This is a genomic window from Gilliamella sp. N-G2 (assembly GCF_002142215.1).
GTDB lineage: Bacteria > Pseudomonadota > Gammaproteobacteria > Enterobacterales > Orbaceae > Gilliamella.
Map to the genome: position 1 here is coordinate 36,911 of NZ_NAST01000013.1, position 14,063 is coordinate 50,973.

11 protein-coding genes are annotated in these 14,063 nt (G+C 33.0%); 3 read left to right on the top strand and 8 right to left on the bottom strand.

The annotated features are described in order from the left end of the window. Positions 1 to 13: 13 nt before the first annotated feature. From B6C99_RS07535 to B6C99_RS07570, 8 genes are all read right to left on the bottom strand, one after another. On the bottom strand, positions 14 to 802 hold the full coding sequence (locus B6C99_RS07535) for a hypothetical protein (protein WP_086359281.1): 789 nt from the start codon (positions 800 to 802) through the stop codon (positions 14 to 16). 399 nt (positions 803 to 1,201) lie between these two features. Next, positions 1,202 to 3,613: a DNA topoisomerase (ATP-hydrolyzing) subunit B gene (gene gyrB / locus B6C99_RS07540; RefSeq protein ID WP_086359282.1), complete on the bottom strand. Its 2,412-nt coding sequence runs from the start codon at positions 3,611 to 3,613 to the stop codon at positions 1,202 to 1,204. 42 nt (positions 3,614 to 3,655) lie between these two features. After that, positions 3,656 to 4,726, bottom strand: a complete 1,071-nt coding sequence (gene recF, locus B6C99_RS07545; protein ID WP_086359283.1) for a DNA replication/repair protein RecF — start codon at positions 4,724 to 4,726, stop codon at positions 3,656 to 3,658. A 45-nt stretch (positions 4,727 to 4,771) separates the two neighbouring features. After that, complete coding sequence (gene dnaN, locus B6C99_RS07550) at positions 4,772 to 5,875, bottom strand: DNA polymerase III subunit beta (protein WP_086359284.1); 1,104 nt, start codon at positions 5,873 to 5,875, stop codon at positions 4,772 to 4,774. Between the two features lie 15 nt (positions 5,876 to 5,890). Next, positions 5,891 to 7,249 (bottom strand): chromosomal replication initiator protein DnaA, encoded by a 1,359-nt coding sequence (gene dnaA / locus B6C99_RS07555; RefSeq protein WP_086359285.1) that lies wholly within the window; start codon positions 7,247 to 7,249, stop codon positions 5,891 to 5,893. Positions 7,250 to 7,420: 171 nt separating this feature from the next. Then, positions 7,421 to 8,521, bottom strand: a complete 1,101-nt coding sequence (gene ompA / locus B6C99_RS07560; RefSeq protein WP_086359286.1) for a porin OmpA — start codon at positions 8,519 to 8,521, stop codon at positions 7,421 to 7,423. Between the two features lie 178 nt (positions 8,522 to 8,699). Further along, a complete protein-coding gene (locus tag B6C99_RS07565; RefSeq protein ID WP_086359287.1) occupies positions 8,700 to 9,608 on the bottom strand; it encodes a recombination-associated protein RdgC in 909 nt (302 codons plus the stop codon). 119 nt (positions 9,609 to 9,727) lie between these two features. Beyond that, on the bottom strand, positions 9,728 to 10,477 hold the full coding sequence (locus B6C99_RS07570) for a MipA/OmpV family protein (RefSeq protein ID WP_081298796.1): 750 nt from the start codon (positions 10,475 to 10,477) through the stop codon (positions 9,728 to 9,730). A 167-nt stretch (positions 10,478 to 10,644) separates the two neighbouring features. Here B6C99_RS07570 and B6C99_RS07575 point away from each other — a divergent pair, with 167 nt between their 5' ends. The 3 genes from B6C99_RS07575 to B6C99_RS07585 all read left to right on the top strand — a co-directional run bounded on the left by B6C99_RS07575 (position 10,645) and on the right by B6C99_RS07585 (position 14,046). Next, positions 10,645 to 12,054: an aspartate aminotransferase family protein gene (locus B6C99_RS07575; protein ID WP_086359288.1), complete on the top strand. Its 1,410-nt coding sequence runs from the start codon at positions 10,645 to 10,647 to the stop codon at positions 12,052 to 12,054. A 73-nt stretch (positions 12,055 to 12,127) separates the two neighbouring features. After that, a complete protein-coding gene (locus B6C99_RS07580; protein ID WP_086359289.1) occupies positions 12,128 to 13,177 on the top strand; it encodes a GNAT family N-acetyltransferase in 1,050 nt (349 codons plus the stop codon). Next, positions 13,174 to 14,046 carry an arginase family protein gene (locus B6C99_RS07585; protein WP_086359290.1) on the top strand — a complete coding sequence of 291 codons (873 nt, stop codon included), beginning with the start codon at positions 13,174 to 13,176 and terminating at the stop codon, positions 14,044 to 14,046. Before B6C99_RS07580 ends, B6C99_RS07585 begins: the two co-directional genes overlap by 4 nt. Positions 14,047 to 14,063 lie beyond the last annotated feature (17 nt).

The following is a 14,063-nucleotide window of genomic DNA, read 5'->3' on the forward strand; positions in this document are numbered from 1 at the left end:
ATGCTTCTTTTATTCAATTACCAATAAGTCTCATCGCATCAGGTAAAGCTAACGAATCTTTTAAATCGGCAGAATGTAATGCATGTTTTAAAATACGCTGTAAATAATCCTCAATTTCTGATTGTAAAAATAACCATGCCTTTCCTTTTGAGACTCTATTTTCAATAGCGTTGGCATATTTTTCAACTATATGAGTTAGACTATTATATTTATCTTCTAAATACCGATAAGCCGCCTCTGGCGCAATAGTGAAGTTGAAATGATTATTTTTTATTAAACTATTGAGTTGTCTTTTAGTGGTTCCTAATAAAAGGCAAACTTTTTTTAATGAAATTGTGCCTTGTAACATAGGTAATTGTTTGATGATATCTGGCTTATAATATAAACGATAATATCTAGGTTTATGATGCTCCATAAAATATTGTTCATTATAGATAGTTTCCGAACGAATAAATCCTTTTGCTGTAGCTTTAATAATCAGTGATTCGGTAAGTTTAAATTGAGCTTTAACTTTTGAAATAAAGAGCCATGCATGATTAGCCAATATTGATTTTGAGAACAACGTGTTTTTATCCGTAATATGATTTCGCCAATATAAATTAATGAACTCATCAAGGTAACGTTTATATTCAGAAAATAAATCAGACTTAAAGCACCGATTAAATTGACGATAAAAAGGCATTAACTTTTTAGAGTATTTATCAATCGAGTGGATAAAATGATTTAAAAAATACCAAAATCCCTCTTTGCCGCCGAATAATATATGAGCTAGTCGTTCAGAGATAATAATATTATCCCGCATAGTAATACTCTGTTTTTCTGCAAATTGAATATTTTTGGGCGAAATAATTAAAAAAATAAAATATACTATTTTTAACTTATTAATATGATTAAGTTTATCTATTGTTTTATGATTTGTTTTTTTATTTTTATACTCTATTCAATCATTATCTTATAAATTTATTTTAGGAATATTGTTTGGAATAATTCTATATGTATCAATTAAGTTTTACATTATAACTTATAAAGCAATTATTTTTGATGCTAACAATATAATAAAACGTCGAAATTATTTCGATATTAATGTGACATAAGAAAAAACCAGACATTGAATCTGGTTTGATATTTCAGTAATTACCGGATTTTATTTCACATACTCCGGATTTATTTCACTTATTACCGGATCCGACAACAATTGTTATTAGAAGTCTAAATTAGCTGCTTTTAATGCATTTTCCTCGATAAATAGTCGGCGAGGTTCGACTTCATCTCCCATCAATGTGGTAAACAATTGATCTGCTTCAATTGCATCCTTAATGGTAACTTGCAACATACGACGACTGGTTGGATCCATGGTTGTTTCCCATAATTGTTCGGGGTTCATTTCTCCTAAACCTTTATAACGTTGGATTGTTAATCCACGGCGAGATTCTCGAATTAACCAATCAACAGCCTCTTCGAATGAGCTTACTGGTTGTTTTCGTTCGCCTCGTTGTATAAATGCACTTTCTTCAAGTAAATCTTTCAATTGTGAGCCTAAATGGCAAATATTTCGGTATTCATTACTATGAATAAATACTTGATCTAAAGCATAACTGGTATCAACTCCATGCGTTCTTACTTTGATTACAGGTATATATAATTCTGCTTTTTCATTGTAATCTGCACTATAATGGTAGCTACTGCCATGTTGTTCTTTATTTGATAATTTTTCAATAATTGATTTTGCCCACTGTTCAGATTTTTGTTGGTCTTTTAAAATATCCTCGTCTAATACTTCTTGATAGACTAATTCTGATAACAATGCTCTAGGATAGCGACGTTCCATTTTAGTAATTAGTTTTTCAACTTTTTGGTATTCAGCAATTAATTTTTCTAAAGCTTCACCAGCTAAAGCAGGGGCATGATCATTAACATGTAGTGATGCATCTTCCAAAGCTAGAGCAATTTGGAATTGAGTCATTGCATCATCATCTTTAATATATTGTTCTTGTTTGCCTTTTTTAACTTTATAAAGTGGTGGTTGTGCGATATAAACATAACCTCGTTCAATAATTTCAGGCATCTGACGGTAGAAGAAGGTTAACAATAAAGTTCTAATATGTGAACCATCCACATCCGCATCGGTCATGATGATAATGCTGTGATAACGCATTTTATCTGGATTATATTCATCACGACCAATACCACAACCTAAAGCAGTAATTAAAGTTGCGACTTCTTGAGACGAAAGCATTTTGTCAAAACGGGCTTTTTCAACATTAAGGATTTTACCTTTTAAAGGTAAAATTGCTTGATTCCTGCGGTTACGTCCCTGTTTTGCAGAACCACCCGCAGAGTCCCCTTCCACTAAGTAAAGTTCTGATAATGCTGGGTCTTTTTCTTGACAATCAGCAAGTTTACCTGGTAAGCCACCTAAATCTAAAGCACCCTTACGCCGTGTCATTTCTCGCGCTTTTCGTGCTGCTTCGCGAGCTCTAGCTGCATCAATAATTTTGCCAACCACAATTTTGGCATCCGATGGATTTTCCAGTAAATAATCGGCTAATTTTTCACCCATCACTGATTCAACTGCTGATTTTACTTCAGACGAAACCAATTTATCTTTGGTTTGTGATGAAAATTTAGGATCTGGTACTTTTACTGATACTACCGCAATTAGCCCTTCACGTGCATCATCGCCTGTGGCACTGATTTTTGCTTTTTTACTATAGCCTTCGGTTTCCATGTAGTTATTTAATGTACGAGTCATTGCTCCACGGAAGCCTGCCAAGTGGGTCCCACCATCACGTTGAGGAATATTGTTGGTAAAACAATAGATATTTTCTTGGTAACCGTCGTTCCATTGTAAAGCAACTTCGACGCCAATATTATCTTTCTCAGTACTAAAATAAAAAATCTTTGGATGGATTGGGTTTTTATTTTTGTTTAAATATTCAACAAAAGCTTGAATACCACCTTCATAATGGTAGTGTTCACTTTTACCGGTACGTTCATCATTAAGTTTAATAGAGACACCAGAATTTAAGAATGATAATTCGCGCAATCTTTTGGCTAAATACTCATAGACAAATTCGATGTTAGAGAATGTTTTTGGGCTTGGCCAGAAACGGACATAAGTTCCAGATTCAGTTGTTTCACCAATGATTTTTAATGGCTCTTCAGGCACACCTAAATGATAAATTTGCTTATGAATTTTACCTTCACGATAGATCACTAACTCTAATTTATCTGATAATGCATTGACCACGGAAACACCAACACCATGTAAACCACCAGATACTTTGTAAGAATTATCATCAAATTTACCACCAGCATGTAAAACAGTCATAATAACTTCGGCAGCAGAAATACCTTCTTCTTGGTGAATTCCTGTGGGTATACCTCGACCATCATCTCGTACAGAAACAGAATTATCAGGATGGATGGTAACTTCAATATGGTGACAATAACCCGCTAATGCTTCGTCAATGGCATTATCTACCACTTCAAAAACCATATGATGAAGGCCTGTACCATCATCAGTATCACCAATATACATTCCTGGACGTTTTCGAACTGCATCAAGTCCTTTAAGTACTTTAATGCTTGAAGAATCATAAGAGTTAGACATGGATTTCTCGACTTGTTTAATTATTTATATCATTCTATATATTTAAGAAATTATACCAGATTTTATGTGAAAAATCTTATCATTTTCATCGATCATATGGGTAATTTGCTCTTGATTAACTGCCGTAATAAAAACTTGAGATTTGGCTGATTTTAATCGTTTGGCTAATAGATTACGTTTATTTTTATCAAGTTCAGAAGCAAAGTCATCTATTAAATAAATACATGATAATCCAGTTTTTTCTGAAAAATATTCACCTTGTGATAAACGTAATGCACACATAAGTAATTTTAGTTGTCCACGAGATAGTAGATCTTCAACTGGAATATTATCTATACGTAATTTTATATCGGCTTTATGTGGGCCTAATGAGGTATAGTTAATGAATTTATCTCTCTCAAATTGTTTATATAAAATATCTGAATAATTCCCCCCATATTCCCAGCCTTGATAATATTGGCAATTAAGTTGATATTCAGGTAAAAAATGCCGACAAGTTTCTATAATTTGCGGAAATATATTTTGACTATAATCAGCTCTAATTTGACTGATTTTTTCGGCAATTGGGATTAGTTCTTTATCCCAAGGTAATAATTGATTATAGTTAGACGATTGTTTTAATAATGCATTTCTTTGTTTAAATAACCGTTTTAAATTGTTCCATAATGATACAAATTCTGGGTAATGGTGAAAACATCCCCAGTCTATAAACGATCGACGATATTTTGGACCACCAGTAAGTAAATCAAATCCTTCTGGAGTAATAAGTTGAATAGGTAATAGCTTAGCTAAGTCAGTTAATCGAAATCCCTCATCACCATCAATTTTTATCGTATTATCATTATTTCGTGTTTTTGATAATCCTATTGTGCGAGTTTGTTGCGATGACTCTATTTGGCTAAATAAAACTAACTCAGGCTTTTCATGTTGTATGATTCTATTCGATTGAATATGTCTAAATGCTCGGCCATGGCCAAGCATATAAATAGCCTCAAGTAGACTGGTTTTCCCACTACCATTATCACCAACTATATAATTGAAATGATTTGATAATGATAATTCAGCATAATCAATGTTTCGAAAATTGTGGATTTTGATTTGTGAAAGAGTCATGTTGGTAAAATTTCCGGCCGAAGCCGGAAGTTTGATAGTTAGTTATTATAAGCGCATTGGCATAACAACATAAGTAGCTGATTGATTATTGATATCTTCAATTTGCACACTAGATGTTGCATCTGTTAATAATAATTGTACGCTATCACATTTTAGTGTGTTTAATATATCTAATAAATAAGTCACATTAAAGCCAATTTCAAGCTCTTGTGATTCATATTTTACATCAATCACTTCTTCCGCTTCTTCTTGTTCAGGATTATTTGCTGTAATTTTTATTTGGTTGTTATGTACATATAATCTTATACCACGGAATTTTTCGTTTGAAAGAATTGCCACTCGTGATAATGCATTTCTAAGCTCTTCGCATGATACTTCAAGTGGTTTGTCTGGATTACGAGGCATCACTCGTTTATAATCAGGAAATCTTCCATCAATAAGTTTTGAAGTAAAGGTAAAATCACCAAGATTAACACGTAAATTATTATTGCCAATCTGCATATTTACCAGCTCATCATTGTCACTAACCAGTTTCGCTAGCTCTATTACCCCTTTTCTAGGTAAAATAACTGAACAAGATTCCGCGATATTTTGACCTACGGGTTGAGCACACACAGCTAAACGATGACCATCTGTCGCAACGGTTTTTAATAATCCATCTTCGATCTCAAATAACATACCATTTAAATAATATCTTACATCTTGATTCGCCATTGAAAATTGGACTGCATCAATAAGTCGTTTGATTGTCTTTTGTGGTATAGATAGATCAACATCACTTTGCCAATTTTCTAAATTAGGAAAATCTGTAGCCGGTAATGTGGCTAAAGAAAATTTACTACGTCCAGATTGAATGATTAATCGATTATCGTCAACGCTTATCGAAATTTGGGCATTACTTGGCAGATTTCTACAAATATCGAGAAACTTTCTTGCCGGAACTGTTGTTGCCCCAGGTTCACAAGACTCGGTTAAAGGAAGATGGGATATCATCTCAATCTCTAAATCGGTTCCTGTCATTGATAGTGTATTGTCAATGACTTGTAATAATAAATTACTTAAAATGGGTAAAGTAGGGCGGCTGCTTAATGGTGCGCTAACAAGCTGTAAGGGCTTAATAAGTTTTTCACGATCTATAATAAATTTCATAGTGTTAATTCTTTTTTAAGTTGATAATGTTCTAATTAAATTGGAATAATCCTCTTTAATATCATTGCTTTCTACTTTCAATTCTGCAATTTTTCGGCATGCATGTAATACTGTTGTGTGATCCCTACCTCCGAAACCATCTCCAATTTCTGGAAGGCTCTTATTTGTCAACTCTTTTGCTAACGCCATAGCAACCTGTCTTGGTCTAGCAACTGAACGAGAGCGACGTTTTGATAATAAATCAGAAACTTTAATTTTATAATATTCAGCAACCGTTTTTTGAATATTTTCAATAGTAATCAATTTTTCTTGCAAGGCAAGTAAATCTTTCAAAGCATCTTTTACAAAATCAATAGTGATAGATTTTCCTGTAAAATTAGCATTGGCTATCACACGATTCAATGCACCTTCTAATTCACGCACATTCGAACGTAATCTTTTAGCAATGAAAAATGCCACCTCTTCAGGTAGTTTTATGTTATTTTCTTCTGCTTTTTTCATTAGAATTGCAACTCGAGTTTCAAGTTCAGGTGGCTCGATAGCAATGGTTAAACCCCAACCAAATCTTGATTTTAAACGATCTTCAACGCCATTAATCTCTTTAGGATAACGATCTGAGGTTAAGATAATTTGTTGATTGCCTTCTAATAACGAGTTAAATGTATGAAAGAACTCTTCTTGGGAGCGTTCTTTATTGGCAAAAAATTGAATATCATCAATAAGTAGTGCATCAACTGAACGATAATAGTTTTTGAATTCATCAATAGCATTATTTTGTAGTGCTTTTACCATATCTTGCACAAAGCGTTCCGAGTGCATATAAACCACTTTCGAATTGGTTCTACAGGCTATAATTTCATTACCAACCGCGTGTAATAAATGGGTTTTACCTAAACCAGTTGATCCATATAAGAATAACGGATTATAAGCTTTTCCTGGGTTTTCAGCTATTTGTTTTGCTGCAGCTACAGCGAGTTGATTTGATTTACCTTCAACGAAACTATTAAATGTATGTTTATGATTAATTCCTGAGTAGTAAATATGATTATTATTGTTTTCTTTAGTTGTTTTCCAAGACGGAACAATATCAGACTTAGATTGATTAACTTCAGATTTTTTTTCTACTGGCATAGTGGAGCCAACTTCAAGGTATAATTTTAATGAATCATCACCTAAAATTGTATTTAATAACTGTGAAATAATCGTTAAATATTTATTTTTGACCCAATCTAATACAAATCTATTAGGCGCATAAATATAAAGTTTATTATCAACCATTTCTGCTTGTAACGGGCGAATCCATAAGTTGAATTCCGTTGTTGGAAGGACTTCTTGTAATTGAGAAAAACAATCTTGCCAAATCGCTTTAGGCACGGCTTCTCCTTTAACTTTAACTAGGATACTAACGATATTGTGATAATTATATTCTTTTTTGTGGATAATTTATAGCTTAAAAGCAAGATATAATTTATTTAATTAATAAAGGTATAAATAAAAAACCCAGCTCAAAGCTGGGTTTTAAGAGATATCATTAATCAACAATTATTATTTTGTTTGATCAATTACTTGAACTTCTTGTACGTTACGTGCTTTAACTTCAATTTCAACACGACGATCTGGCGCTAAACATGCTTTTAAATCAGCACCGCGAAGTGCATTACATTTAGTACCGGTAACTGGTTGAGCTTTACCCATACCACGAGAACTAATGATTTCAGCAGGAACACCTTTTTGTACTAAATAGGTTAATACAGTGTGCGCGCGACGTTCTGATAATTTTTGGTTATAGCTATCTGAACCGATGCGATCAGTGTGACCGATTACTACGATTGCACTTTGAGTAGGATTAATTTTAACAAGAGTAGTTAATAAATTATCAAGCGCTTGGCGACCTTCTGCTTTTAAGTCAGCTTTAGCATAGGCAAATAATACGTCTTCGTTAAGAACATAACGGTTTACTTCAGTTTTAATTTCAACTGGAGCCGCAACAGTAGGTGAACCTAAACGATAAGTGATACCTAAACTAACAGTACCAGCGTCTGGAGATGCATTACTTTTAGTATGAATATGTTGAGTATATTGGTATTCTAAACGAGTAGAGAAATCTTCGCTAAGACGATAATCAAGACCTAAAGCGTAAACAGGTGATACATCAGTTTTTGTCCCGCCTTTACCATATTCTTCTTTAACATCACCACTATTTTTCCATTTAGCAATAGTAACCATTCCTCCTGCACGACCATAGATATCTAAATCGTCAGAGATGAAAGATAATGGATAGCTTAATTTACCAGTTAAAGAAACACCTTGTGCTGAAACTTTGCTATTACCAGCTTTGGTATGATCATCACGGTAAGTTCTTTTATATTTAGCTGAACCTAACCAGTCATAACCTAATTCAAATGCCAAATAAGGATTCGCTTGATAGCCTAAAAATGCACCACCAGCAACATTACTTCTATTTGATGTTTTGATACCAGCCTCATCTTTATCGTAACCACGAACTTTATTTGCATCTAATCGATAAAGTTCTGACCAACCTATTTTAGCACCTGTATAAAAAGTGTTGTCTTCATATGCTGCATTAGCTGCAGCAGTGGTTAAACTTGCTACTGCTATTGCTAGAGCTAAAGTTGTTTTTTTCATTTTTTGCCTCAACTTAATTTGTTGTTATAGACGTTGTTTAATTTGATTTATTATTTAATTTTACTTCTTGAGTAAGTTATTATTAACTTATTAATAACTATTTTATACATAGTTTGTTGATGATTATAGCACAAATATTATTCGGATCCAGAGGTAATGATAATTTATTGTAAAAAATCTAAACAATTTTATTTACAGTTATACATAAATGGTTAATTAAATTTGATAATATATTAGTCATAATGTAAAAATCCGCTTCGAGTCGTTTATCAAACTCATCAAAACCAATATCTTCATTTTCGTCCATTATAATAGAATCAAACTTTATTTTTTTCAATGTAAAGTCTGGGTTGATAATAAAATTGATTCCACGTTCATCAATAATTTTAAGTTTGGTTACCCATTTACCGGAATCTAAGTGAACTAACATTTCGTCGCTAGTGATATCTTGGTTTTTGCAGTTAATAATTCCATTACCTTCCAGTGGATCCTTTAATTCAGCTTCATCCCCTAATATAAAAGGAGGGAAATTTAACTTTTCTTTAACCCAAGTGGTCATTATTTTTTCAAGTGGTTTATCAATTGATAATGGGATTAATGCTAAAGATCCTAGCTCTTTACGTAAAATTGCTAAAATATCTTCAGCTAGTTTAAAACTACTACAATCAATAATAATTCTTTTATTTTCAGTATCGATCCATAACCAATAATGGTTATATTTACTAAATGCTCTAGGCATTAAATCGATCATCACTTCATCTTTTAATGTCGCTTTCTCATTTTTACTGAGTTTTCGATTTAATGCTTTCTCTTGTTTATCAATTTTATCAATTAGTGCTTGTTTAATTACCGGCGCTGGTAATATTTTAGTTTCTTTTTTAATCCGTAACAGTAAATGTCCTTGCATATCTATAATGAAATCATCTAAGTTATTATCATTATAAGGCGAAACCCATCCCATCTTAGTGGTATCTAAATTACCGCACGGCGAAAATGAAGCCGATTTAAGCGCTTGTTCAATAGTTTGTTTATCAAGTAAATTGTCATTATTAAGTTGGTAAATAATTGCGTTTTTAAACCAAAGCATAGTGTTATATTTCCAAAAATTTGCTTTATGAAGTTTATTTTATCATAACGATTTATAATAAAAATTTCATAGACGATGATATATTATCGCCTTAGTAATAAAATTTGATAAGAAATTCCTTAAAATTTATAAGATACACCCATATAAATAGATGTTACCGTACTATCATCAACCATTGGGCTATCGGCTGCATCGCCTGTTAGTTTATCAATATGGACTCCACCAAAGGTTGCAATATTATCTGTTAACGAATATTGAGCCGCAATTTCAAAGTAAGGTGTAAAAGAGCTATCAGCATTGAAATAACCTAAGCCTGAACGTGCAGATTCTTTGTGCGAAATCCCATAATAATAGTCATTATGTTTATTATTTGCCCAATTTATACCGATAGTTGGTGCAACAATCAAATTATTTTCAATATAAGGCACTGTATAATCAGCATTAACTAAAATACTATTACTATTATCAAGGATATCAGCGCCAATACTACTAGAAAAAATCCCCCAATTTGTATTAAGTGAATATTCAATATCAGCAAGTAGGGTTGAGTGGCGGCTATCAAGCTGTTTTAGTTTATGATTATCAGAATCGTGAGGTTTAAATTCATTAGCTAAATAGCGAGCGCCAAAGGATAGACTCTGATTATCATCATTAAGTGCATAAACTCCAGCAGAAAGATCATCAATAAAAAATGAGCCATTGTCATAATCAATGTGTGGTATAGGATAGTAGTTTGAACTATAACTTTTATATGGTGAAGTTGACCAACCTAGACCGATTCCCAATGAGTTAGATTCTGCTGATACAATTTGCGTATATCCTAGAGAACACATTGATAATAGCGAAATTATACAGCTTATTCTTTTCATTTTAATACCTATTCATAGTGATATGGTTTACGAGAGCTATTGTGATTTCTTTATCTCAAGTCTGTTGTCACAAAACCTATACAGTAATTGTACATTGTTACAATCACTTTTCTCCGATAATAATGCCACATTTTGTCATATTTGAATATGGATTAGTGAGATAAATTATGAGTAAACCAACTAAAGAAATGATTAACAGTCGCCCTGACGACGCAGTATTATTAGCTGACGAAGCAAAATATTGCTCATTTGGTGATACCGTGCATTACGTTGAACCACCGAAGATTTTTGATGGCTGTGAAGGTAGCTACATGTATGATAAAGAAGGTAAAGCCTTTCTTGATCTACAAATGTGGTACTCAGCTTGTAACTTTGGTTATGCTAATGAGCGTCTAAATAATGTACTTAAAAAACAAATTGATACTTTACCTCAATGTGCAAGTCAGTATCTTCATCCAACTAAAATTGAATTAGCAAAAACTATTGCTCAAGGTATGGAAAAACGATTTGGTTACCAAGGCCGTGTGCATTTTAATGTTGGTGGTTCACAATGTATTGAAGATTCATTAAAAGTAGTTCGTAATGCTACTGGTGGTAAATCTTTAATGTTTGCTTTCCAAGGTGGCTACCATGGTCGTACTCTTGGCGCATCATCAATCACTTCAAGTTATCGTTATCGTCGTCGTTATGGTCATTTTGGTGATCGTGCTATGTTTGTTCCTTTCCCATATCCATTCCGTCGCCCTAAAGGAATGACTTCAGAAGAATATGGTGAACATTTAGTCGCTGAATTTGCTCGTTTATTCGAAACAGAATATCACGGAGTTTGGGATCCAAAAGTTGGACAAGCTGAATATGCTGCTTTCTATGCCGAACCTTTACAAGCAACAGGTGGTTATATTGTTCCTCCTCGTAACTACTTTAAAGGTCTGAAAAAAGTTTTAGATCAATATGGTATTTTATTAGTTGTTGATGAAATTCAGATGGGCTTTTATCGTACTGGTAAACTATGGTCAATCGAACACTTTGATGTTAAACCTGATGTAGTTGTGTTCGCTAAAGCATTAACTAATGGTTTAAATCCACTTGGAGGATTATGGGCTCGAGAAGAGTTAATTAATCCTGAAGTATTCCCAGTTGGTTCAACACATTCAACTTTTGCTTCAAATCCATTAGGTACTGCGGTTGGTTTAGAAGTATTAAAAATGACTTCAGAAACCGATTACGAAAAAATGGTGATGGAAAGTGGTGCATACTTCCTTGAAGGATTAAAAACACTTGAGAAGAAACATAAAGAAATTGGTGAGGTTGATGGCTTAGGTCTTGCACTACGTGCTGAGATTTGTACCGAAGACGGATTTACCGCTAACAAAGCATTAGTTGATAAAATGGTTGATATCGGTATGTCAGGTGATCTTGATTGGAAAGGTAATAAAATGGGCTTGGTGCTTGATATTGGTGGTTATTACAAAAATGTTATCACTTTTGCTCCTTCTTTACACATTAGTCGTCAAGAAATTGACCAAGGTATTGAATTACTCGATCAATTAATCACTCGAGCTAAAAAAGAACTTTAAGTCTTAAAGCAAAATAATCCCGCTAATACGTGTTAGCGGGATTCTAGTTATACCCAATCCTTTATAGAAAGTTATGCGATATATTAACCAACTAGAACCAAATGAACTAATCAATAATTTTATTTCTCATCCACCACAAGAATTTACAAGCTGGATGGGTGAAGATGGCGTGCCAGCTTTTTCTGCTAAGTTTGATTTGCTCACAACTGCCGATAATGATTTTAAACATAAAGTTCATAAATTGCCTTTTTATCGGAAATGGCGACATTGGTTACAACCAAGGACATGTTTTGTAGGAACGACAGTTTCTGAATACAGCTTGTTAACTGATAAAGTGAATGCGCAGCAATTAGCTGATAATGTTAAAACGGCATATGCAAAGAAATATCCTTTTACTATTGTAAAAGATTTACCTTCTGATTCGCCTTTACTTAGTAAGCAGGATAATCAATATTCTAAACAGGTTATTGGTTCATTAAAAGATAATGGTTTTATTGAGGTTGAAGGACAAGCTTTAGCGTGGGTTCCAATCGATTTCGAATCGATAAATGACTTTTTGGCAAAATTATCCTATAGCCGTCGTAAGAACTTAAGAAGAAAACTTAAGTCACGTGAAAAATTAGAGATTAATATTTTACAAACTGGTGATGACTGTTTTTTTGATGATGCCAATCTTGATTTATATTATCAGCTTTATCTTAATGTATATGAACAAAGTGAAGTCCATTTTGATTTATTAACCAAGCCATTTTTTGTCCAATTATTGCAAAGTAAAGCAGCAAATGGGCGTATTTTCACTTATCACTATAATGGCCAATTAATTGGTTATAACATCTGTTTTGTGGTGAATAATGTTCTAATTGATAAATATATTGGTATGGTTTATCCACAAGCACGAGAGTTGAATCTCTATTTTGTTAGTTGGTTTGTTAATCTTGAATATGCGTTACAACAGAAGCTAAGTAGTTATGTCGCAGGTTGGACTGATCCTGAAGTTAAAGCTTCATTAGGTGCTAGTTTTACTTTAACCAAACATCTAGTTTATATTCGAAATCCTCTATTAAGAGCAATTTTACGTAAATTAATAGGCCATTTTGAAACAGATAAGGAGAAAGTAGCATGACATTGCCTGTTATCCTTAATTTTGATCAAAGCGTAGGTGAAATTAATGAAGCTAAAACGATTGATTTTATGCAGTGGCAGGATGTAATTCGTTTTGGTTGTAATGAAAAAATTTTTCAAAAATTTAAAATACAATTACAACAAGCATTACCAGAAAACTATGGTACTGTATTAATGGGAAGTGGTGATTACCATCATATTTCGTTATTATTAATTGAGCAGCTCGCTAACCAATATTCAGTAGATAATCCAATTGAAGTGATTATTTTTGATAACCATCCAGACAATATGCGTTATCTGTTTGGTGTTCACTGTGGCTCATGGGTAAGCTATGTAGCAAGTTTACCATTCGTGAGTCATGTCCATGTGTTAGGCATAACCTCTAATGATATTGGCTTATGGCATTTTTGGGAAAATAGATGGTCACCACTTTTTCATAAAAAACTGACCTATTGGAGCTTAGATGTCAATGTTTCTTGGGCGAAAAGAATTGGTTTAAATCATGCTTTTCGTCATTTTGATTCGCCTGATGATTTGATTACCCAGTTTTTATCTGAGCAATATCGTAATACTAAACCAATATATTTATCGATAGATAAAGACGTATTAAGTGAAGAGGTTATTCATACTAATTGGGATCAAGGAAAACTGCAAACCTATCACTTACTAGATACTATTTCCTCAATTAAACCACGAATTATTGGTAGTGATATCACTGGTGAATTATCAATATGGCAACCGAAAAGCTGGTTTAAACGATTACTTAGTTCATTAGATAAACAACCAGAAATATCATTAGAAAACCTAAATGGTTGGCAACAAGAACAACATCAACTCAATTTAATATTATTAAATGCTTTAAAAGCCTAGTATTGTTACTCTGTTAT

Bases quoted from the DNA above. Each gene is read 5' to 3' on its own strand.
- B6C99_RS07570 (WP_081298796.1), bottom strand. From the start codon at position 10,477: ATGAAAAGAATAAGCTGTATAATTTCGCTATTATCAATGTGTTCTCTA.
- dnaN (WP_086359284.1), bottom strand. From the start codon at position 5,875: ATGAAATTTATTATAGATCGTGAAAAACTTATTAAGCCCTTACAGCTT.
- B6C99_RS07535 (WP_086359281.1), bottom strand. From the start codon at position 802: ATGCGGGATAATATTATTATCTCTGAACGACTAGCTCATATATTATTC.
- B6C99_RS07585 (WP_086359290.1), top strand. From the start codon at position 13,174: ATGACATTGCCTGTTATCCTTAATTTTGATCAAAGCGTAGGTGAAATT.
- recF (WP_086359283.1), bottom strand. From the start codon at position 4,726: ATGACTCTTTCACAAATCAAAATCCACAATTTTCGAAACATTGATTAT.
- gyrB (WP_086359282.1), bottom strand. From the start codon at position 3,613: ATGTCTAACTCTTATGATTCTTCAAGCATTAAAGTACTTAAAGGACTT.
- B6C99_RS07580 (WP_086359289.1), top strand. From the start codon at position 12,128: ATGCGATATATTAACCAACTAGAACCAAATGAACTAATCAATAATTTT.
- B6C99_RS07575 (WP_086359288.1), top strand. From the start codon at position 10,645: ATGAGTAAACCAACTAAAGAAATGATTAACAGTCGCCCTGACGACGCA.
- B6C99_RS07565 (WP_086359287.1), bottom strand. From the start codon at position 9,608: ATGCTTTGGTTTAAAAACGCAATTATTTACCAACTTAATAATGACAAT.
- ompA (WP_086359286.1), bottom strand. From the start codon at position 8,521: ATGAAAAAAACAACTTTAGCTCTAGCAATAGCAGTAGCAAGTTTAACC.